17 protein-coding genes and 1 pseudogene are annotated in these 20,798 nt (G+C 62.5%); 10 read left to right on the top strand and 8 right to left on the bottom strand.

Annotated features, from left to right (window positions below; translation table 11 throughout):
- Position 1 precedes the first annotated feature (1 nt).
- Positions 2 to 694 carry an ABC transporter ATP-binding protein gene (locus tag GLL_RS02560; protein WP_011140495.1) on the top strand — a complete coding sequence of 231 codons (693 nt, stop codon included), beginning with the start codon at positions 2 to 4 and terminating at the stop codon, positions 692 to 694.
- On the opposite strand, the gene GLL_RS02555 is transcribed toward GLL_RS02560, so the two are convergent.
- Entirely contained in the window at positions 688 to 1,044 is a 357-nt protein-coding gene (locus tag GLL_RS02555) for a Lin0512 family protein (RefSeq protein WP_011140494.1), read from the bottom strand. The two genes, GLL_RS02560 and GLL_RS02555, sit on opposite strands and share 7 nt — an antisense overlap.
- A gap of 89 nt (positions 1,045 to 1,133) precedes the next feature.
- On the opposite strand from GLL_RS02555, the gene GLL_RS02550 reads away from it, so the two are divergent.
- Positions 1,134 to 2,735, top strand: coding sequence for an alkaline phosphatase D family protein (locus GLL_RS02550; RefSeq protein ID WP_011140493.1), 1,602 nt, complete (start codon positions 1,134 to 1,136; stop codon positions 2,733 to 2,735).
- Positions 2,736 to 3,171: 436 nt separating this feature from the next.
- On the opposite strand, the gene GLL_RS02545 is transcribed toward GLL_RS02550, so the two are convergent.
- Positions 3,172 to 3,816: a DUF1257 domain-containing protein gene (locus GLL_RS02545; protein WP_011140492.1), complete on the bottom strand. Its 645-nt coding sequence runs from the start codon at positions 3,814 to 3,816 to the stop codon at positions 3,172 to 3,174.
- A 175-nt stretch (positions 3,817 to 3,991) separates the two neighbouring features.
- The gene (locus GLL_RS02540) at positions 3,992 to 4,189 is read right to left on the bottom strand and encodes a cold-shock protein (RefSeq protein ID WP_011140491.1); all 198 of its coding nucleotides are present in this window, start codon (positions 4,187 to 4,189) and stop codon (positions 3,992 to 3,994) included.
- A 341-nt stretch (positions 4,190 to 4,530) separates the two neighbouring features.
- Here GLL_RS02540 and GLL_RS02535 point away from each other — a divergent pair, with 341 nt between their 5' ends.
- From GLL_RS02535 to aac(3), 4 genes are all read left to right on the top strand, one after another.
- Positions 4,531 to 5,463, top strand: coding sequence for an HlyD family efflux transporter periplasmic adaptor subunit (locus GLL_RS02535; protein WP_197530103.1), 933 nt, complete (start codon positions 4,531 to 4,533; stop codon positions 5,461 to 5,463).
- A complete protein-coding gene (gene devC, locus GLL_RS02530; RefSeq protein WP_011140489.1) occupies positions 5,456 to 6,616 on the top strand; it encodes an ABC transporter permease DevC in 1,161 nt (386 codons plus the stop codon). The genes GLL_RS02535 and devC overlap by 8 nt, the downstream gene beginning before the upstream one ends.
- Before the next feature lie 11 nt (positions 6,617 to 6,627).
- Positions 6,628 to 7,284, top strand: coding sequence for a TetR/AcrR family transcriptional regulator (locus tag GLL_RS02525; protein ID WP_011140488.1), 657 nt, complete (start codon positions 6,628 to 6,630; stop codon positions 7,282 to 7,284).
- Positions 7,285 to 7,349: 65 nt separating this feature from the next.
- A complete protein-coding gene (gene aac(3), locus GLL_RS02520; RefSeq protein ID WP_011140487.1) occupies positions 7,350 to 8,117 on the top strand; it encodes an aminoglycoside 3-N-acetyltransferase in 768 nt (255 codons plus the stop codon).
- Between the two features lie 413 nt (positions 8,118 to 8,530).
- Here the strand turns inward: aac(3) and GLL_RS02515 are convergent, their stop codons facing one another.
- The 4 genes from GLL_RS02515 to GLL_RS02500 form a co-directional block, all read right to left on the bottom strand.
- Positions 8,531 to 9,001, bottom strand: coding sequence for a DUF1772 domain-containing protein (locus GLL_RS02515; protein ID WP_011140486.1), 471 nt, complete (start codon positions 8,999 to 9,001; stop codon positions 8,531 to 8,533).
- A 31-nt stretch (positions 9,002 to 9,032) separates the two neighbouring features.
- Complete coding sequence (locus GLL_RS02510) at positions 9,033 to 9,905, bottom strand: NAD-dependent epimerase/dehydratase family protein (protein ID WP_011140485.1); 873 nt, start codon at positions 9,903 to 9,905, stop codon at positions 9,033 to 9,035.
- Between the two features lie 92 nt (positions 9,906 to 9,997).
- Entirely contained in the window at positions 9,998 to 10,579 is a 582-nt protein-coding gene (locus GLL_RS02505) for a TetR/AcrR family transcriptional regulator (RefSeq protein ID WP_011140484.1), read from the bottom strand.
- Between the two features lie 95 nt (positions 10,580 to 10,674).
- Positions 10,675 to 12,342, bottom strand: coding sequence for an FAD-dependent oxidoreductase (locus tag GLL_RS02500; RefSeq protein WP_011140483.1), 1,668 nt, complete (start codon positions 12,340 to 12,342; stop codon positions 10,675 to 10,677).
- A gap of 742 nt (positions 12,343 to 13,084) precedes the next feature.
- Here GLL_RS02500 and GLL_RS02495 point away from each other — a divergent pair.
- The 3 genes from GLL_RS02495 to metH all read left to right on the top strand — a co-directional run bounded on the left by GLL_RS02495 (position 13,085) and on the right by metH (position 18,827).
- Positions 13,085 to 14,173 carry an adenylate/guanylate cyclase domain-containing protein gene (locus GLL_RS02495; protein ID WP_164928527.1) on the top strand — a complete coding sequence of 363 codons (1,089 nt, stop codon included), beginning with the start codon at positions 13,085 to 13,087 and terminating at the stop codon, positions 14,171 to 14,173.
- A 34-nt stretch (positions 14,174 to 14,207) separates the two neighbouring features.
- On the top strand, positions 14,208 to 15,053 hold the full coding sequence (locus tag GLL_RS02490; protein WP_011140481.1) for an Rpn family recombination-promoting nuclease/putative transposase: 846 nt from the start codon (positions 14,208 to 14,210) through the stop codon (positions 15,051 to 15,053).
- A 183-nt stretch (positions 15,054 to 15,236) separates the two neighbouring features.
- The gene (gene metH / locus GLL_RS02485; RefSeq protein WP_011140480.1) at positions 15,237 to 18,827 is read left to right on the top strand and encodes a methionine synthase; all 3,591 of its coding nucleotides are present in this window, start codon (positions 15,237 to 15,239) and stop codon (positions 18,825 to 18,827) included.
- Between the two features lie 90 nt (positions 18,828 to 18,917).
- Here the strand turns inward: metH and GLL_RS02480 are convergent, their stop codons facing one another.
- Complete coding sequence (locus tag GLL_RS02480; RefSeq protein ID WP_011140479.1) at positions 18,918 to 20,456, bottom strand: YifB family Mg chelatase-like AAA ATPase; 1,539 nt, start codon at positions 20,454 to 20,456, stop codon at positions 18,918 to 18,920.
- A gap of 213 nt (positions 20,457 to 20,669) precedes the next feature.
- On the opposite strand from GLL_RS02480, the pseudogene GLL_RS23585 reads away from it, so the two are divergent.
- A pseudogene (locus tag GLL_RS23585) lies at positions 20,670 to 20,774 on the top strand (hypothetical protein); the annotation flags it as partial.
- Positions 20,775 to 20,798: the final 24 nt, after the last annotated feature.

Genomic DNA, 20,798 nt, shown 5'->3' with positions numbered 1-20,798 from the left:
CATGCTTATCCGCCTCGAAAACATCCGCAAGTCCTACAAATTGGGCAACAACGAGGTGCCCGTGCTGCGGGGCATCGACCTCGACATCGACCGCGGCGAGTACGTGGCGATCATGGGTCCGTCCGGCTCGGGCAAATCGACGTTGATGAACATCATCGGCTGCCTGGACCGGCCTACCTCCGGCAACTATTTTCTAAACGGCAGCAACGTCGCCACCCTCGATCGCAAGGCCCTCGCCCAGATCCGCAACCGCGAAATCGGCTTTGTGTTTCAACAGTTCAATTTGATGGCCCGCTCCGACGCTCTTGAAAACGTGATGCTGCCGGCTCTTTATGCCGGGACGCCCGCGAAGGAGCGCAAAGTGCGCGCGACGGAACTGCTGGAGCGCGTTGGTATCGGCGCCCAGATCCACCAGCGGCCCAATCAGCTTTCCGGCGGCCAACAGCAGCGCGTCGCCGTCGCCCGCGCCCTGATGAACAGACCCAGCATTCTGCTGGCGGACGAACCGACCGGCGCCCTCGACACGCGCACCGGCGAGGAGGTGCTGGCGCTATTCGAAGAGCTGAACGCCGAGGGGATCACCGTGCTGGTGATCACCCACGATCAAGAAGTGGGCGACCGCGCCCGCCGTATGGTGCGTCTGCGCGACGGTCAACTGGAGAGCGAGGCGAGCCAGGTGATGAGCGCTCAGTAACCCACCTCGACCGCCGCGTTGACGATGATCACCAGATCCTCGCTGTCGCCGTGCTCCGTCAGCACGATACCGCTGGTGCAGAGCATGCCGCCCGGGGTAATTTCCACCGAGACCTGGCCGTAGGGAAAGACCTGCTTGACCCGTTCGACATCGACCCGCTCCGCCGCCACGGGCACGGCAAGTTTGACGTGCACCTGCATGCGGCCGAGATCCCCGTCCGGCAGCACCAAGCGCATCCCAGGGAGCGAACTGCGGCCAATGGCGTCGCGGGCCGCGCGCACCGCCGCGACCGTCGCGTCCTGGCCGTGCAGGTCGAGACCCATGCCGTATTCGATAAACATCACGTGCATCGCTTAACCAGGAAATAAAGGGGCATTAACGGTCGGCCTCTACAATCGGCTCGCCTTGTATTCTCGCGAATCGCAAGAGGATTGAACAGATGCGCAACTCCCGGCCTCCTCTAGAAAGCTTTGCCCGCAAGTCTTTGAACCGTCGCCAGTTTCTGGCGGTTTCGGGCACCCTCGCCGGTGCATTCGCCCTGGCCCTCGCAAGCGGCGAGGACGCCCGCTCCGCCCCCAGCCTGGGGGCTACCCCCTTCACCCTCGGGGTAGCTTCCGGCGATCCGCTGCCCACCAGCATCGTGCTCTGGACGCGGCTGGCCCCCGATCCGCTGGTGGCCGACGGCGGCATGCCGGCCCGCCGGGTGAGCGTCGAGTGGTTCGTGGCCACCGACGCCGGGATGCGCCGCATCGTCCGGCGCGGCACGGCCCTCGCTTCGCCCGAGTTGGTCCACTCGGTGCACGTGGAAGTTTTTGGTCTGGAACCCAGTCGGGAGTACTATTATCAGTTCCGCTACCGCAGCGAATACAGCCCCATCGGCCGCACCAAAACGGCTCCGGCCGCGGGTTCGCCCCTCAACAGCCTCGCCTTCGCCATCGCCACCTGCCAGAAGTGGGATGACGGCTTCTATTCGCCCTACCGGCGCATGGTCGAAGAAGATCTCGACCTGGTGGTGCACCTGGGCGATTATACCTACGAGTACGGCATCGCCTCCGGCGGGGTGCGGGGCGCGACTCTGCCCGACACCTTCGCTCCCGAGACGGTCACCCTCGATCGCTACCGCCTCCAGCACGCTCTCTACAAGACCGACCCGGACCTACAGGCGGCCCACGCCCGCTTCCCCTGGGTGGTCACCTGGGACGATCACGAAGTCGAAAACGACTACACCGACGCCATCTCCGAAAATTTCGAGCCGGTGGAGACGTTCTTGGCGCGCCGGGCCGCTGCCTACAAGGCTTACTACGAACACCTGCCCCTGCGCCGTCTTTCGATTCCCGACGGACCGAACCTGCGCCTTTACCGCCGCCTCGCCTTCGGGGATCTGGCCGAATTTAATGTGCTCGATACCCGCCAGTACCGAAGCGACCAGCCCTGCGGCGACGGCGAATCGGACCGCTGCGAGGCGGCCCTGGACCCCACCAAGACGATGGCCGGCTTCGATCAGGAGCGCTGGCTGCGCCAGGGGCTCGAAGGCTCCGGGGCGCTCTGGAATGTACTTGCCCAGCAGGTGCTGATGGCCGAACTCAACCACGACCTGGAGGGTGGCACTCGCTACTGGAACGACGGCTGGGACGGCTATCCGGTGGCCCGCCAGCGCCTGCTGCGCCACATCGCCACCCAGCGCATCGCCAACCCGGTGGTGATCACCGGCGACTGGCACTCGACTTTTGTCAGCGATCTGAAGCTCGACTTTAAGAACCCCGATTCTCTGGTGGTCGCTGCTGAATTTGTCACTCCGTCGATCACTACCAACGGCGACGCCATCGTCTATGGACCCTACTACGGCCCGATGATCCCACAGAACCCCCACATCAAGTTCTTCGACGGCGACCGCCGCGGCTACATCCGCTGCCACCTCGACCGCGAGCGCTGGCTGGCGGACATCCGCTACGTTGAGTCGGTGAGCACCCCGGATTCGCCCATCGAGACGTTCGCCTCGTTCGTCATCGAAAACGGCCAACCAGGCGTCCAACCCGCCTAGCCGTCGGCTCGGAGTCCTCCCATCCGCGTTGAGGGGTGTCAGGTGTCAGGGGATATCCCTTGGCACCCGATGCCGAACCCGTGTGGATGTCTACGGCAGCCGCCACCCAAAATCTGTCCATCAAGCCGCGCGCTGCCCCCACTTGCAAACTCTCGTGCACCGCCTATCCCTGTTCCGGGGGGGTGTCGGGGGGGCGGCGCGCCCCCCGACGCGGGGAGGTTGGAGAGCGCGAGAGGGGAACCCGAAGGGGGTTCCGCCTCTCGCTCCCACAGATCGTCGTGCAAAACGAACCCACCCGCCCTCGGGCAAAGCCAAAAAACCAAAAAGCCCCCACAAAGGCCGCCACGCCGACCGTTCCCCTTCCCTTCAGATTCGATAAGACACCTTCCCCCGGCCAGACTGTTCAAACGGAATGGATTCTATGCGAGCAGCAACTTCAGCTTTCGTGTGGGACAAAGCCAAGCTCGTTGAACAGCTCCGCAAGCACACTGCGGTTCTGCCAACCGCAGGTGATGTTCAAGTCCAGGGAACCTTGCTCATTGCGTACCCAAAGCAAGCGAATCGAGCGGTCCACCAAAAATTCCACCGGTGTGCGACGCTCCACGGCAAGCTCCGCTCTGACTGGAGCTTCCAGGTATGGCACCGTTCTGTGTGTCCCGAGCAGCGAAAAACCCATGGCTTGAAAACGTTGCGCCAGAAGATGGGTGTCTGTATATCCGGTTCGAAACCAGGTGTCGTAATTGGCCGCAAGCAATCTTTGCGGTCGATTGTCGCGGGGCTTTATCAGACCGACGAGCCAATAGCGCTTAAAAATTCCGTTGATTAGCTCGGTCTGATTGTATTTGATCGCTATTCCCCACAGATCGGCGATCAAATCGTAGCTGCCGTTCTCGTTTGGCAGAAATCCCAGGTCGTAGTTGCCGTTCAAGGCACAGACCACTTCAGCGTGGGTGCGCTGGCCTGCGTATCCGCGCACATAGGCATACTCGCCGGTCAGCACTTCAAAGCCCATATCCCGGCAAGTTCTGGCAATAAGCTTCCCGTCGGCAAGCTTTGTGCTGAGCGTGCTGAAGTGACCCACCGCAGTTGCTGCCCCATGGAGACGGGTTTCTTTGTTGTAGCACCTGCCCAGCCGGGTGCATGAAAGGCGCCAATGCCCACCAACTCACCGCGCCCGCCTCCAACCAGACGGGAATCGCGACCAATGCATTCTTGCGGCCAAGCGTGCGCGGTGGCACGGCCTGCTCCCCCGTCCGCTACGGTTCGCTTTTTTGCACGTTGCGGGCAACCGGACCGGATGGACCCTGGGCAAGCTCGAAGTGCACGGCGGTGCTGGGGGCGATAGTCCGGTAGCCCTCGCCCGGAATGGCGGTGAAAAGCAGGAAGACTTCTTCGCCTGTGTCGTCCCTGGCGATGGCGCCGTAGCCGGCCTGCAGGTCGAACCAGCGCACCACGCCCGAGACGACGGGCAGACCGTTCGCTCCTATTTATAAGCCGCTGGGACTCAGACTCTTCGTTTTTCCTGTTTAAATACGAACGTTCGTGCTATTTTAAGTTTGTGGACGTGCACAGCCCGGACATTGCTCCTTCAGCGATTGAGACCGCTTCTATGCAAACGCAAAAACCGCTCATCGACGCTCCCGAAGTGCCACAAGCTCCCGCTCCAAAACGACAGCCATCGCGGCGCAAAGCCATCTGGCTTGTCGGGATACCGCTGACCCTGCTGGCAATCGGAGGCGCAATCGGCATTCGACAATCCCTCCAGCCCGAGCCAGCCCCGGCGATTCGCCCACAGGTGCCTACTCCCCCGCAAGCGGTGACTTCCCTGGGCAGGCTGGAACCTGAAGGGGAGGTGATTTCCCTCTCGGCGCCGACCTTTCTGGAGGGGGCGCGCGTAGCGCAGGTGCGGGTTGAGGAGGGGCAGCCGGTGCGCCGGGGCCAGGTGGTGGCCGTGCTCGACCGGCGCGATCGGCTCGCGGCGGCCCTTGCCCAGGCCTCCCGGCAGGTGGAAGTGGCCGAGACCCGCCTTGCCCAGGTGCAGGCCGGGGCCAAAGCGGGAGATCTGGGCGCGCAGCGCTCGGCGATCGCCCGGTTGGCAGCAGAAATGCGCATCGCCCAAAGGGAATTGCAGCGCTTCGAGGCGCTCTACGACACCGGGGCGATTTCCGCTTCGCAGCTCGACGACAAACGCCTGGTGGTCGAGACCCTGAACGGGCAACTGCAGCAGGCCCGCTCGGCCCTGGTTGCCATCGCCGAGGTGCGCCCGACGGATCTGCGCGCCGCCGCCGCCGAAATTGCGGCGGCGCGGGCGGCTGAGGCGCGGGCGCGCGCCGAGCTGGATACTGCCTACGTGCGGGCCTTGCAGGAGGGCCGCATCCTCAAAATCCGCACCCGCGCCGGCGAAATGGTGAGCGGCGAACCGATCGCCGAGATGGGGCGCACCGAGCGGATGGAAGCAGTAGCCGAGGTCTACGAGGACGATCTCTCGCGCCTGCGGGTCGGCCAAAAGGCGACCGTCCGCAGCCTGAACGGCGCCTTTTCCGGCCGATTGCGGGGGACGGTCTACCGAATCGTGCCGCTGATCGGCAAAAAAGACGTCCTCGACACTGACCCGGCCGCCGATGTCGACGCGCGGGTGGCGGAGGTGCGCATTCGCCTGGATGCGGCCGACAGCCGCCGGGTGGCGGATCTGACCAACCTGAAAGTCGAGGTGGCGATCGATGGTTAGGATCCGGATGCCTCTGGCCTGGCTGCAACTGCGGCGCGAGCGCACCCGTCTGCTGGTGGGCGTCTCGGGGATCACCTTCGCCGTGGTGTTGATCTTTATGCAGATGGGCTTTCGCTCCGCCCTGTTCGACTCGGCGGTCGGCATGCACAGCGGCCTGCAGGGCGAAATCGTCCTCATCAGCCCGCGCTCGGTGGCGCTGATTGCCATGGAGCAATTTTCGGAGCGCACGCTCTACCAGGCTTTGGGTACCGAGGGGGTGGCGTCCGTCAGTCCCGTCTACGTCGAATCCGCTCTCTGGCGCAATCCCGAAACGCGCGTCACCCGCAATATCCGGGTCTACGGCTTCAACCCGAACGAGCACGTCTTTGCCCTGCCCGGTGTGGCCGAGCAGCGCGCCTTGCTCAAAGAACCGGACACCGTCCTCTTTGATCGCGGATCGCGCTCGGAATACGGGCCGGTTCCCCGGCTTATCGAGCGCCAGGGCGAAGTGGTGACCGAAGTGGACGAGCGGCGGGTGCGCGTGCGCGGCCTGGTCACCCTCGGGGTCAGTTTCGGCTCCGACGGCCACCTGATCACCAGCGACCAAAATTTCCTGCGCATCTTCGGCAAGCGCCGCACCAAGGGGCTCGTCGACATCGGCCTCATCCGGCTGGTGCCGGGTACTGATACCGCCCGGGTACTCGCGGATCTGCGCGGGCGCCTGCCGCAGAACGTGCGGGTGCTCACCAAGCAAGAGTACAAAGACTTCGAGGTCAACTACTGGAACACCAGCACGCCCATCGGCTTCACCTTCACCCTGGGAGCGATTATGGGTTTCGTGGTGGGCTCGATCATCGTCTATCAGGTGCTCTACACCGATGTGGCCGAACATCTGGCCGAGTACGCCACCCTCAAGGCGATCGGCTACGGCGACCGCTACTTTCTGGGGGTGGTCTTTCAGTCGGCTTTGATCCTGGCGGCGCTTGGCTTTGTGCCGGGGCTCGCCATCGCCTGGGGGCTTTACGAACTGACCCGCAGCGCCACGCTGCTGCCGTTGTTTATGGTGGTGGACAGAAGCCTGCTGGTCCTGGGGCTCACCTTCGCGATGTGTTTGCTATCCGGAGTGATCGCCGTGCGCAAGTTGCGCGACGCCGATCCGGCCGATATTTTCTAGGAGCAACGCCCGTGGCAGCCGCTAGAGCGAACCCATCTGCTTCCGCCAGGCGATCGACGGCCCGCGGGGCGAGGACGCGCGAAGAAATTTTGCACACTGCGGCGCAGCTTGCTTCGGTCGAGGGACTGGAAAATCTTTCCCTGGGCCGCCTTGCCGCCGAACTGGGCCGCAGCAAGAGTGGACTGTTTGCCCACTTCGGCTCGCTCACCGAACTGCAACTGGCCATTGTCGAGCAGGCGCGGGCGATCTTCTCAGCCGAAGTGCTGGAGCGCCTCTCGCCCCAAAGCCGGGGCCTAGTCGCCCTGGAGCAACTGTGCGACGCCTGGCTGGGTTATATCGAGCGGGGGGTGTTTGCGGGGGGCTGCTTTTTTATGGCGATCTCGACTGAGTTCGACAGCCGCCCCGGCCCCGTGCGCGAGAAGCTGGCGCTGATTATGGGCTACTGGCTTAGGAATTTGGAGCGGCGGATCCGCGAAGCGCAGGAGCTGGGCGAACTGCCTACCGACATCGAACCGGCGCAACTGGCCTTTGAGATCCACGCCCTCGGCATGGGCGCCAACTGGGCCTTTCAGCTGTTTGATGATCCACAAGCTCTGCAAAGAGCCAGGCTCGCCATCCGGGAGCGCGTGGCGCAGCTTGCCGGCGGACCAATCGGGCTCCAGCGCTGAATCCAAATATCCTCTGGGCAGATCGCGGTGTTCGGTTTGTCCTCAACCGCCGGTATCATCAACTCGTGGTTACAACCCGCAGCGCGCTGCTTGAAGATCTTGTCCGCCTGGACGTCGGACGGGGGGATTTGCTGATGGTGCACGCGAGCATTCGCTCCGTGGGCAGAATCGTCGGCGGCGTCAACGTCCTGGCGCAGGCGATGTTCGATGCGATCGGCCCCGAGGGGACACTGAGCGCCTATGTGGATTTCGAACCTTTTTATGAGGACGACGACGATCCTGCTGAGATCCCGGTATTCGACAAGCGCATCGCCCACGCCGCCCGCGACCACGGTATTCTGCACGAGACGCTGCGCAACTGGCCCGGCGCCCTGCGCAGCGATCACCCCGACGCCGGGGTGGTGGCGATTGGCCCTCAGGCCGGCTGGATCACTGGGGAGCACCCGTTCCAGTACGGCTACGGTGAGGGGTCGCCCTTCGAGAAAATTGTCCAGGCGCAAGGGCGGGTATTGCTGATCGGGGCGCCGCTCGATACGATCACCCTGCTGCACTACGCCGAGCACAAAGCAAACATCCCGAATAAGCGCATTGTCCGGTACCGGCGGCGCGTGCCTGGTGAGGGTGGGCATCGGTGGGTGGATTTCGAGGAATTCGACACGGCGGAGCCGGTGAGCGACGCACTGCCTGCGAACTGTTTCGAACGCATCGCCTCCGACTTTCTGGCTTGTGGGTTCGGGCGTCGGGGTCGCGTCGGGGCGGCGGAGTCGTTCCTGTTCGAAGCGCCGGAATTGATCGGTTTTGGCATCCAGTGGCTGGAACGCTTTTTCCCGTAGATTGCGGGGCTGCTGCAGCTTGTGGGGGTTTTTTTCCCTGCCGGACTGTCTGGTCTCGGGTTTGCTCCTGACACTTGGTTTTGCACGGCAGTTTGTGGGATTCGTTTTGCACGAGGATCTGTGGGGTGCGAGAGGGGGAACCCCCTTCGGGTTCCCCTCTCGCGCTCTCCCTTCCCCGCGTCGGGGGGGTGCCACCCCCCCGACACCCCCCGGACTTCACGGCAAGGTGGGCGGGAGACGCTGTGGGCGGGCTCGGTATACACTCTCGGTGCGTGCACGCTTTGCGTGTCGACTGCGGCGAGAAGTGTGGCTCGCAGTGGGCGGGAGACCCGGTGGGCTGCCTGGCAGGTGTTTCGAGGGCTCGCACGCTTTGCGTGGTGGGCGCGTTGCCTGAATCGGAAAAGAGCTCCGACTTAGCGAAGGACGCCCGCGGCGAGGAGGGTTACCAGGGCCAGGGTCAGGCTCAGGGCGCGTGCGACGATGACGCTGTCCCATCGCGCTTGCAGGGCGCGGGCGTCGGGGAGTGCCTGGCCCGTCTGCACCGCCTGGACCATCCGCCGGTTCACCGGTCTGGCGACGGCGAGGTACAGGCCCAATTGGGAGAGCAGGGCCGCAAGGGTAACCAGGACCAGTAGACCCGAGGCGGTCGGCAGGCCCAGGCTCAGCCCAAAGGCGAAGGTGCTCGCCAACGCCGTGGCGCCGAACACGGGCATCCGTTCGTCTGCGACCTCGTGCAGGCGGGCGACCACGTCGGCCAGGCAAGCGGTGCTGCTCTTGGCGAGCGCGTCGCGGCCAACCACGGCAAAAAACACGTCCGTGCCGTAGAGCACTGCCGTGCTCAGCACCGACACCAGCCACAGCGCGGTGGGTAGGGGATCGTTCATCGAAAGTACTCCTGAGAGGGAATGGGCCGTGTCAAGCCCGGGCAAGTTCGTCGGGGAGGGAGGGGGCCTGGGATTGCCACCCGAGCAGACGGGTCGCTTTTGCCGCCGTGACCTGCTGATCGAGGGCGAGGGCGTCCGCAAAAGCCCCAAGCGTCTGCCGAGCCGCCTCTAGCGGCCAGGATTCGACCCGGCCCGGGATGCCCGCGGCCCGGCTTGCCGCGAGGGCGATATCCTTCAGGCGCAACGACGGACCGGCGGCGGCGATGAACACCGTGTTCGAGAGCCCCGATTCGATTGCCGCTGCGTACAGGCGGGCAAGATCGTCCACGTGCACCAGGGGCCAGCGGTTCTCGCCGTCGCCCACGTAACGCACGACCCCTGCCTCGCGCCCCGAATCGACCAGCCCACCCACCAAGCCGCCGCCCCGGCCGTAGACCACGGCGGGTCGGACGACAACGGCGCGTACTCCGGATTCGGCCAGCAGCTTCGCCTCCAGTTCGGCGCGCCAGGCGATGAGCGGTGTCGGGTCGAGGGGAGCGGCTTCATCCAGGACCTGACCGCCCGTGTTGCCCATGATCCAGACGCCGCTCGTGTAGAGGAAGGGTTTTGCCGTGCCGCGCAAGGCCTCCAGCAGGGCAAAAGTCGCGCGTCTATCCACCTCGGCGCCGTCGGACCCGCCGGTGGCACCGGCATGGACGACGGCGTCGACCTCCCGGGCTGCCTGGGCCAGCGCCGCCGTGTCGGCCAGATCGGCGACGAGCGGAAGCAGTCGTGGGTCCTCCGGCAATTTGCGGGCGGAATCCTCGTTGCGCACAAGACCCACCACCCGGTGGCCCCGCCCTAGAAGCTCGCGGGCCACCGCGCCGCCGATGTACCCCGTGGCGCCGGTTAGAAAAATTTCCATCGATCGAGTCCTCGCGGTAGGTTTATGGCTGGTTGACCAACCAATCGTGGGCCGTAAAAACTGCCTTTGGGGCAGAGCGTTGGGGGGGTGGATTACCCGGACAGTTGCGAGCGGAACATCTCGGCTAGAACCCGGTAGGCCGCTTCGAGATCGAAGTCGGGGTCTGCGAGTTTTTGAGTGGCCAACCCGTCGAAGGTGGCAAGCAGCACCGCCGCCACCGCCTCGGGGGGGTGGGCAAGCTTGTGGCGGGCAATCTTTTCGATCGTGCCGCCGATGCATTCGCGGCCGGCGGCGAGCATGGCCGCCGCCGCCGGCTTGAAGTGGGGATGGTGCAGCCCGAGGGCGAACAACTCGCTCCTCAGGCGATACCACTCGGGTTCGCGCTCCACCCGCTCGCGGGGCTCAGCCAAGGTGACCTGCTCCAGCGCTTCGCCGCTGTACTGCTCGGCAAAGCGCTGCATCTGCTGGATGTAGCGTCTGCCTGCCTCGCTCAAAACCTCCTGCAACAGCTCGTCTTTGCTCTTGAAGTAGTAGTGGATGAGGCCCGGAGCGACACCGGCGGCGTGGGCGATCTCCTTCATCGTCGCCGCCTCGTAGCCTTTTTCGGCCAACAGACGGTAGGCGGCGGCGGTGATCTGCGAACGGGGCGCCGACGGGTTTTTGCTGGCTTTCACGGTCGAAACGATGTTGGTTGGTCGCACAACCAAAATCTAGCGCATCCGGAGGCAGGGCGCAAGGGGGGCGGCAAAGCCCGGCCGAGTTCCCCCGCTTATGTCCCCACTTTGCTCAGGTACTGGTGAATGAACTGCACGGCGATCGAGCCTTCGCCCACCCCGGAAGCCACCCGTTTGACCGATTTGCAGCGCACGTCGCCCGCCACGAAGATGCCCGGCACGCTGGTCTCAAGCAAGAATGGGTCGCGATCGAGCGTCCAACCGCGCGGGCGGCGCCGGTCGCGCATCAAGTCGGGACCGGCCAGGATAAATCCGCGCTCGTCGCGCTCGACCACGCCTGCGAGCCAGTCGGTGTTGGGGGCCGCCCCGATCAAGATAAACAGCGAATTGGCAGGGAGCGTCTGGGTCTCGCCGGTGGCGTCGTCGTGGACGGTAATCGCCTCCAGGTTGCTCTCGCCTTTGACGGCTGTGACGCTGGTGCGGGTGCGTACGACAATGTTTTCAGTCTGGGCGATTTGCTCGATGAGGTATTGCGACATGCTTGCCGTGAGCGATTCGCCGCGCACCAGCATCGTCACCTGCTTCGCGTAGCGCGCAAAGTAGACGGCGGCTTGGCCGGCGGAGTTGGCGCCCCCCACGATAAAAACTGCTTCGTTGCTGCAGGCGAGCGCCTCGGACTGGGCGGCACCGTAGTAGACTCCCGCCCCGGTGAGCGCCTCCGCCCCCGCCACCTCCAGTTTGCGGTAGGAGACGCCGGTGGCGATGAGCAGCGCGTGGCAGCTCACCTCGCTGCCGTCCGCCAGAGTGACTACCCGGTAGGGCGGTTCGATGCGGATGCCGGTCACTTCCTGTGGGGAGAGAATCTCGACGCCGAAGCGGCGAGCCTGCGCCACCGCCCGCCGGGCCAGATCCGCGCCGCTCAGGCCCACCGGAAAGCCCAGATAATTTTCGATGCGCGAGCTGGATCCCGCCTGGCCCCCCGGAGCCTGGCGCTCGACCATCACGGTGCTGAGTCCCTCCGAGGCGCCGTAGACCGCTGCCGCGAGACCCGCCGGGCCGCCTCCCACGATTATCAGGTCGTAAAAAGGCCGCTCCGCCCGAGTGCGCAGCCCCAGCTTCTCGGCAATTTCGGCGTTGGTGGGCTGTGCCAGGCGCGAGCCGTCCGCAAAGACCACCAGCGGCAGGTGCGCCTGGTCGTCACCGGCAGCATTCAAAAGATGCTGCGCCTCCGGTTGGATTTCGAGATCGAGCCACTGGTAGGGCACCTGCTGGCGGGCCAGAAAATCTTTGACCCGGTGGGACTGGGGCGACCAGCGGTTGCCCACCACCCGGATGCCTTCAAAGGGCGGCTTGTGGTTGGCAAGCCAGTCATCCAGCAGATCGTCGAGCACCGGGTACAGCCTCTCTTCAGGCGGATCCCAGGGTTTGAGCAGATAGTAGTCGGTGCGCACGCTGTTGATGGCGCGGATGGCGGCATCTGTGTCGGCGTAGGCGGTGAGCAGCACCCGCTTGGCCTCCGGGAACAACGGCAACGCCTGTTCGAGAAATTCGACGCCGCTCATCTGGGGCATGCGCTGGTCGACCAGGAACAGCGCCACCGGCTGGTTGCGCAGTTGCAGTTGTTTGAGCGCGGCAAGAGCCGAGGCGCCCGAATCGGCCCTCAATACCCGAAACCGGCCGCCGTATTTGCTTTGCAGGTCGCGCCCCACCGCCTGCAACACCTCGGGATCGTCGTCGACCGTCAGTAACGCCGGTTTGGCCATAAACTCCTCGCGCCCCCCGAAAGTTGTCAAAGTGGATCTGGACTCTCATTTTAAGAGCTGAGACCCCGAACCTCCGGCAAAGTCGAGGGAGCGGGTGCCCATGCGGCGTCAACTTTCGGTTCCTGTCTGTTGGTCAAGGAAATGCACGTCACCCGGTACTTCTGGGGCGATGTCGAGTAGGTGGCTTTCCCGGCTCCGTGGCAAAAACCGGATGTTCCGAAGTTATGAGGGACTCACCAGGACAAAGTCAGTCAATTCGAACACCCTCGAAACGGTCGGGTGCCAGGCGGCACCAGGCTAGAATACGGATATGGACAGAGTGCGTTTGGATGAACAGGGAAGACTCCTCCTCCCGAAGCAGGTGCGAGACAGGCTCCGGGGCGAGGGAGCCACGGGGTTGTACGTCATTGCACTCGACTCGGGTCGGGCCGGGGGCGAATTTGTCACTGTTACCCTATGCTCTGGTATCGTAGATGACCCGCAAGTCCAAAACCCCGACTAGATCCACACGACGCCGTAAGTCCCGCATCGAACTGCTGCTAGAGCGGGTCAATAAACCTGTGCGCTTCGAAGGTAGGGAGATTCAAGCTCCGGCCCGGCTGAGAGTTGAAAATGGACTGCCTATCTTCGACGCTGGCGCTCCTGAAGATGTTGTTGCAAGCATCGACTTCTGCGCGGCGAGTGAGGCTGCTGCTGAATGCAAATGTTCGGTTTTGCTGAGACATGAGGGACAATAAACAGTATGTCAACTGAGAAAAATGAACGCCAAGAGAGCGAAAAATTGCTTGCAGGAAACAAGCATGCAGCTACTTCATCTAGCTTTGAGGAGGCTTTGAAGCAACAGAGTGTATTATCGTCTAGATTTGAGGCTTCGAAGCGACAGAGTGAGTTATTTGATAGAGTGAAAGGAGGAGCTGGGTTTCAGTTGTCGAGCTCGCTCTCGAGCTTATTAGAAGACTCAACCCTACAAAGTCAATCAAACAAAACTAGAATAATTGAATTGGAAAAAGAAATCAGGGAACTCAAAAGTGAAATTCTTAAGAAAAATCTCGCAAATGAAGAAACTGAAAGAGAGTTCTACAAACTAAGAGAAACCGTTGAAGAATTGCAGAAGAAGCAGGAGCTACAAGATCTTGAAAGTCGTGTTAACGAACAGGCCGCGAAAGCTCTTTTTGAACATGAAAACTTTCTAAATGAGTTCTTGAAAAACCAAGAACATGAAACATTTGTTATGTCCATTGATATTAGAAGATCAACTGAATTAATGTTAAAGGCTCGCTCGCCAGAAATGTTTGCTCAATTTATTAGTAGTCTATGTAAAGACTTGAAAGAGGTAATTACCAAAAATTACGGTATTTTTGACAAATTTACAGGCGACGGAATCTTGGCCTTTTTTCCTGAGTTTTACAGCGGTCCTGATGCAGGGATACATGCTGTTCAGTCCGCAATTGAATGCCATTCCATCTTTCAAAGAAAGTACAAGGATCATAGAAGAAATTTCACCACTGTTTTGAATAATACTGGTTTGAGCATTGGCATTGATTACGGACCTGCAAACATGCAAACGATTGCTGGAGGACTAACGGTTGTTGGTGCTCCAGTGGTTTATGCATGTCGATTAAGCGGGGGACCTCCTGGCAAAACATTGCTAAATCAATGGGCATACAACAAAATTCAGGAAGTATCTACAAGCTTTTTGTATTTCTCAGAAGAAACCTTGAAAATTAAGCACGAAGAAGAAATTCTCGTATATAGCATTCAGCCAAATGGAACAGAGGTACAAGCAAGAGATCCTGAGTGGAAGTTGAAATTCTCCACTTCAATATCCTAATAAGTTGCACTACTGGCATTCCTCTTTATGAGCAGTGAAGACAGACACGCTCTTCTATCGCCTCTTCCAGACCTTCCCGGCAACACTGTTCGAGTTGCTTGGAGCGGACCCCGCCCTCGCCTTCGACTACGAGTTTCGCTCCGTCGAACTCAAGCAAACCGCCTTCCGTCTCGACGGCGTCTTCGTGCCCACCACTCCCGACCGGCCGCTGTACTTCGTGGAGGTGCAGTTCCAGCCCGACCGCCGGTTCTATTCGCGCCTTTTCACGGAAATCTTCCTTTATATCCACCAGTTGGCTCCCGCAAGTGATTGGCGGGTACTGGTGCTGTTTCCCGGGCGTAGCGCCGACCCGGCTGACCAGCCCGCCTTCGCGGATTTGCTTTCGGGCAGTCGGGTGCAGCGGTTGTACCTCGACGAGCTCGAACCGGGCTTGTCTCCTTCGCTGGGGGTGGGTCTGGTGCGACTGGTGGTCGAAGACGAGCGCAGTGCGGTGGCGCGGGCCAGACAGTTGCTGGTGCAGGCCGTGCGCGAGCCGATGGACGAAGCGGCGCGTCGTCAGGCCCTAGAATTGATAGAGACGTTCATCGTCTACAAGCTGCCACAGATGAGCCGCCAGGAGATCGAGGCCATGTTCGGGTTGGACGAGCTGAAGCAGACGCGTTACTTTCAGGATGTGCAGGCGGAAGCCAGGCAGGAGGAAGCGCTCGCGCTGGTCACCCGATTGCTGACTAAGCGGTTCGGACCCCCCGATGCAACGGTGCAGCAGCGGTTGCGGGAGTTGAGTCTGGAGCAGATAGAGGCGTTGGGCGAAGCGCTACTGGACTTCAAGGAAGAAGCAGATTTGCGCGCCTGGCTTGCAGCGCTGTCTAAACGGGGCTGAGGCGGCGACCAGCCCGCAGCCTACCAGACGGTGCCGGCGCTGCAGTATGGGGCGGGACCGCGTCGTGCTGTAGCCGCCATCCAGACCCTGTCCATGCGCGCAGCAAACAAAAATCTGTATCGCGCCTGGACCGGTAAAATGATCTGACGGCCGCGAAACGCCAATTTTGGACGGTATCCCACCATGACCCACCCGTTTCTGGAACTGTTGCGCCACAAGATCGTTGTCTTCGACGGGGCGATGGGCACCTCGATCCAAAAAATGGGCCTGGGACCGGAGGACTTTGGCGGCGCCCACCTCGAAGGGTGCAACGAATATCTGGTGTTCTCCAAACCGGAGGCCATCGAGCAGGTGCACGCGAGCTTTCTGGAGGCCGGGGCCGATGTGATCGAGACCGATACGTTCGGCTGTAGCACAATCGTCCTGGCCGAATACGGCATCGAAGCGATGGCTTATGAGCTGTCGAAGGTGGCGGCGGCCCTGGCCCGGCAGGTGGCGGCTCGCTACTCTACCCTGGATAAGCCGCGCTTCGTCGCAGGCTCGATCGGTCCCGGCACCAAGATTGCCACCCTCGGCCAGACCGATTACGACGCGCTCAAAGAAGCTTACCTGGACAACGTGCGCGGCCTCATCGACGGTGGGGCGGACGTGCTGATGATCGAGACCTGCCAGGATCTGCTGCAGATCAAGGCCGTGCTCGCGGCGGCGGAGATTGCCTTTGACGAGCGGGGGGTGCGCCTGCCGGTGATCACCTCGGTGACCCTGGAGCGCGACGACCGCAACGTGGCGGACAAGATGCTGGTGGGTTCGGACATCGCCACGGTGGTGAGCGCCCTGCAGCCCTACACCATCGACGTACTGGGCCTCAACTGCGCTACCGGCCCCGACTTGATGAGCGAGAATATCCGCTATCTGTCGCACAACTCGCCTTTTTATATTTCGGTGATCCCCAACGCCGGCTTGCCGGAGAATATCGGCGGCCACGCCCACTATCACCTCACCCCCGGAGAACTGGTGCGCTACGTGCGCCACTACGTGGACGAACTGGGGATCAATATCGTGGGCGGCTGCTGCGGCACCACCCCAGACCACATCCGGGCATTGGCGACGGCGGTTTCGGGCGTCAAACCCCGCAATCGCTCCGTGGAAGTGGTGCCCCAGGTCAGTTCGCTCTACAGCGCAGTGCCGATGCACATGGATCCGGCGCCGTTGCTGGTGGGCGAGCGTCTCAACTCCAACGGCTCCAAAAAATTCCGCGAATTGCTGCTGGCCGAAGATTGGGACGGCATCGCCGGGATGGCCCGCGAGCAGGAGCGCGAGGGGGCGCATGTGCTCGATGTGTGCGTCGATTACGTGGGGCGCGACGGCGTGCGCGACATGGGCGAGGTGGTCTCCCGCCTCAAGACCCGCTCGACGCTGCCCCTGATGATCGATTCGACCGAGGTGCCGGTCATCCATACCGCCCTCAAGCAACTGGGCGGACGGGCCATCGTCAATTCGATCAACCTCGAAGACGGCGAGGTGCGTCTGCAAAAACTGCTGCCTTTGTGCCGTGAATTCGGTTCGGCGGTAGTAGCGCTCACCATCGACGAAGGGGAGGGCATGGCCCGCACGGCGGAGCGCAAGCTGGAGGTGGCCCGGCGCATCCACGATCTGACCGTGCACAAGTACGGGATGAAAAGCGAAGATCTGATCTTCGACCCGCTCACCTTTACGCTCGGATCCGGCGATGCCGACTCGCGCCGCCTCGGCATCGAGACCCTCGAAGGCATTCGCCTAATTAAAGAAAACCTGCCCGGTGTGCGCACGATCCTGGGCCTGTCGAACATTTCCTTTGGCCTCAACCCGGGTGCCCGCCAGGCGCTCAATTCGGTCTATCTCTACTATGCGGTCCAAAACGGCCTGGATATGGCCATCGTGCACGCCTCCAAGATTCTGCCCCTCAACCGCATCGACGCAGAGGAGCGCGAATTGCACCGCAAGTTGATCTTTGACGAGCACGACAACGGCGATCCGCTGCAAAATCTGCTCGCCTTCTACGCCAAGCAAGAGGGCGGCGGCAAGGCGCGCAAAACAGCGGTGGTCGATGCCTCCGCCCCGATCGAGGAGCGTCTGCGGCGGCGGATCATCGACGGCAACCGCGTCGGGCTCGACAAAGATCTCACTGAAGCGCTCCGGATCTACGCACCCCTCGACATCATCAATCAGCACCTGCTGGACGGCATGCGGGTGGTGGGCGAACTGTTCGGCAGCGGCCAGATGCAGTTGCCCTTCGTGTTGCAGTCAGCCGAGACGATGAAGGCGGCGGTGGGTTATCTCGAGCCGTTCATGGAAAAAAGCGATCATTCCGCCAAGGGCACGGTGGTGATCGCCACGGTCAAAGGCGACGTGCACGACATCGGCAAAAACCTGGTCGATATTATTCTTTCCAACAACGGATACCGGGTCGTCAACCTCGGTATCCGCCAGCCGGTCGAGAACATTATTGCTGCCTTCGGGGAGCACCAGGCCGACTGCATCGCCATGAGCGGTCTGCTGGTCAAATCGACCGCCTTCATGAAAGAAAACCTCGAAATCTTCAACGAGCGCGGCATCACCGCCCCGGTGATTTTGGGCGGCGCGGCCCTGACGCGCCGGTTTGTCGAATCCGACTGCCAGCAGGTCTACCGGGGCAAAGTGATCTACGGCAAGGACGCCTTTGCGGATCTGCACTTTCTGGACGCGCTGGTGGAGGCCAAGGCCAAAAGCGCCTGGAAGGACGGCGAGGGCTTCGTAGACGGCTTCGCGCCTGTGGGCGAAGAACTGAAGCGCCTGATGGCAAGCTCCGAGGGTGGCGCCCCGCCCGCCCCGGCCAGTTTTCGCTCCAGCGAAGCGCTCGTCCAGCCTCCGGAGGACGGCCCCATTGTTCGCTCTCGGGTGGCTATTGGTGTGCCGCGCCCGCGCCCGCCCTTTTGGGGCACCCGCGTCCTGGGAGGTTCGGACGGACCGGATCTAAGCGAAGTGTTCCGGTATCTAGATCTCAACGCCCTGTTCGCCGGGCAGTGGAATTACCGCAAAAGCCCGGATCAAAGCCGCGCCGAGTACGAAGCGAAGCGCGACACCGAGATGGGACCGGTGCTCGAACGGCTCAAGTGCGAGGTGATCGACCAGCAACTGTTGCACCCGCAGGTGGCCTACGGCTACTTCCCCTGCCAGGCGGAGAGCAACAGTCTGCGCATCTACAGTCTCGAATCGTTCGAGAGGTTCCAACAAAGCGGCGACCCGGCAGATCTGTTGGTGTGCGCCCGCCTCGCCTTCCCGCGCCAGAAGGGGCAGGACCACCTGTGCATTGCCGATTACTTCGCCGATGCGGCAAGCGGACAGATCGACGCCCTTGCCCTACAGGCGGTGACCGTGGGCCACGTCGCGAGCGAACATGGCCAGAAGCTCTTTAAAGCCGACCGCTACAGCGAGTACCTCTACTACTACGGTCTATCGGTGCAAACCGCCGAGGCCCTGGCCGACTGGACCCACGCCCGCATCCGCCGCGAACTGGGCATCGACGGCCAGGACACAGCCGAGATGCGCAGGCTCGTTGCCGGGGGCTACCAGGGGGCGCGCTTCAGCTACGGCTACCCGGCCTGCCCCAACCTCGAAGACCAGGCGATCCTGCTCGATTTGGTGGGCGCTCGCCGCATCGACTTGGCCATGGACGAGAGCCACCAGCTGTTGCCGGAGCAATCGACCACCGCCATCGTCTGCCATCACCCCGAAGCCCGCTACTTTGCGGTCTAAGCCTACCGCAGCCGCTCGCCTGCAAGGGCAAATTACAGTGTTGGGTTCGAGCAGAGATTGACTATGCCGAGCCCCAGCGGTAGGCAGCCGTCAACCTGTCTGCATCCGCTCCAGCGACCGAAATTGCAGCGCCTCGGCGATGTGTGGGGGAGCGATCTGGTCCGAGCCTGCCAGGTCTGCGAGGGTGCGGGCGACTTTGAGCACGCGCTCGGCAGATCGAGCCGACAGGTGCAATCCCCGAATCGCCCCTTCGAGTAAGCGCCGCGCACTTTCGTCGAGAGTACAGAACAGCCGCAGGTGGCTTGTCTGCATGTGGGCGTTGCAGCGCACCCGCGGATGACCCGCGAAGCGTGTTTTCTGGCGTTCGCGCGCGGCGATGACCCGCTTGCGCACCGCTGCGGAGGGTTCGCCGGGGACAAGGTGGGCGATTTCTTCGGGTTTGGGGCGGCCTACGAGGATCTGTAAGTCGATGCGATCGAGCAGTGGTCCTGATAGCTTTGCCCAGTAGCGCACCCGCTCGCGCACGGTGCAGCGGCAGGGGCGCAGCGCATCGCCAAAGTAGCCGCAGGGGCAGGGGTTGGCGGCGAGCACAACGGCAAAGCGGGCCGGGAAGGTGAGCGACTGGCGGGTGCGGGAGATGAGCACCTGGCCGTCTTCGAGGGGCTGACGCAGCGATTCGAGAACGGGTCTGGCAAATTCGGTGGCTTCATCCAGGAAAAGTACCCCGTTATGAGCGAGGCTCACTTCGCCCGGTTTCGGTATCCCGCCACCTCCTACCAGAGCGGCGGCGGAGATGGAGTGATGCGGCGCTCGGAAGGGGCGTCCAGTTACCAGGCAATCGCGGCGGCCGAGCAAACCCGCTACCGAGTGGATGCGGGTCGATTCGAGCGCCTCCTCGAAGCCGAGGGCCGGCAAGATTCCCGGTAGACGGCGCGCGAGCATCGTCTTGCCGGAGCCGGGAGGACCGAGCAATAACAAATTGTGCCCGCCGCTTGCCGCCACTTCCAGCGCCCGCCGCGCGAGGGGTTGCCCGCGGACGTCCTGCAAGTCGGGCTCGTCCGCAGCAGGCGGACGTTCGAGAAGTGAAAGCAAGTCGCCCGCGAGCGGCTCGAACCTGCCTGGCTCGGCCAAAAACTGCGCCACCTCCTGCAAGCCGCGTAGCGCGTAGACGGCGATCCCGTCCACCAGCGCCGCCTCAGGACCGTTCGCCTCCGGCACGACGATCCCGCAAAGCCCCATCTGCCGGGCACCCAGAGCCAAGCACATCGCCCCGGTGACCGGCCGCAGGCTGCCGTCGAGGGACAACTCGCCCACAAACAAAAAATCCCCCAGCGCTTCGGCTTGCAGTTGTTCGGAGGCGGCGAGCACTCCCAGGGCGATGGGCAGATCGAAGCTCGGTCCTGCTTTTTTGAGATCGCCGGGGGCAAGGTTGACGATGATCCGCCGCATCGGAAAGACAAAACCGGCGTTTTGCAGCGCCGCTTTGATCCGCTCGCGCGACTCCTGCACCGCCGCGTCGGGCAGACCCACCAGGGTCGTCTGGGGCAGGCCGAAGCCGACATCGACTTCGACAGTCACCCCCAGCGCATCGATGCCCGAAAGGGCGGCACTTCGAACGCAGGCGAGCATGGCGACCTTCTTGCAATACCGCCAAACTTACGGGTGCCTGCCGCCATTCCCTCGAAAACTGTTGCACCAAAGATGGTCAATGGGGCCGGACGTGTGGCAGGTAGGAGTAGTAACTCTCATTTAAGTTAGAGCACCGGTCCAGTACTGCCATTTGTCCCAGAAGTGTTGAATCAGTGAGCGTTTGCACACAATTCGAGCGGCCAGACCCACAACCGCATCAAGCTGATTAAGCGTCAGGGCTACGGCTTCACGAATTTCAGGAATCTGCGACTACGGCTGCTCGCTTGCTTTGCCAAGAAAGGCTGCGCCTCACCCTAAGGTCAGGAGAGCCTTCTCGCCAAT

The organism is Gloeobacter violaceus PCC 7421 (assembly GCF_000011385.1).
GTDB classification, from domain to species: domain Bacteria; phylum Cyanobacteriota; class Cyanobacteriia; order Gloeobacterales; family Gloeobacteraceae; genus Gloeobacter; species Gloeobacter violaceus.
This window is presented reverse-complemented; position numbering and strand designations above follow the sequence as displayed.

Excerpts from the sequence above, each read along its gene's own strand:
- GLL_RS02560 (WP_011140495.1), top strand. The coding sequence starts at position 2 with ATGCTTATCCGCCTCGAAAACATCCGCAAGTCCTACAAATTGGGCAAC.
- GLL_RS02555 (WP_011140494.1), bottom strand. The coding sequence starts at position 1,044 with ATGCACGTGATGTTTATCGAATACGGCATGGGTCTCGACCTGCACGGC.
- GLL_RS02550 (WP_011140493.1), top strand. The coding sequence starts at position 1,134 with ATGCGCAACTCCCGGCCTCCTCTAGAAAGCTTTGCCCGCAAGTCTTTG.
- devC (WP_011140489.1), top strand. The coding sequence starts at position 5,456 with ATGGTTAGGATCCGGATGCCTCTGGCCTGGCTGCAACTGCGGCGCGAG.
- GLL_RS02515 (WP_011140486.1), bottom strand. The coding sequence starts at position 9,001 with ATGAACGATCCCCTACCCACCGCGCTGTGGCTGGTGTCGGTGCTGAGC.
- GLL_RS02510 (WP_011140485.1), bottom strand. The coding sequence starts at position 9,905 with ATGGAAATTTTTCTAACCGGCGCCACGGGGTACATCGGCGGCGCGGTG.
- GLL_RS02500 (WP_011140483.1), bottom strand. The coding sequence starts at position 12,342 with ATGGCCAAACCGGCGTTACTGACGGTCGACGACGATCCCGAGGTGTTG.
- GLL_RS02495 (WP_164928527.1), top strand. The coding sequence starts at position 13,085 with ATGTCAACTGAGAAAAATGAACGCCAAGAGAGCGAAAAATTGCTTGCA.
- metH (WP_011140480.1), top strand. The coding sequence starts at position 15,237 with ATGACCCACCCGTTTCTGGAACTGTTGCGCCACAAGATCGTTGTCTTC.
- GLL_RS02480 (WP_011140479.1), bottom strand. The coding sequence starts at position 20,456 with ATGCTCGCCTGCGTTCGAAGTGCCGCCCTTTCGGGCATCGATGCGCTG.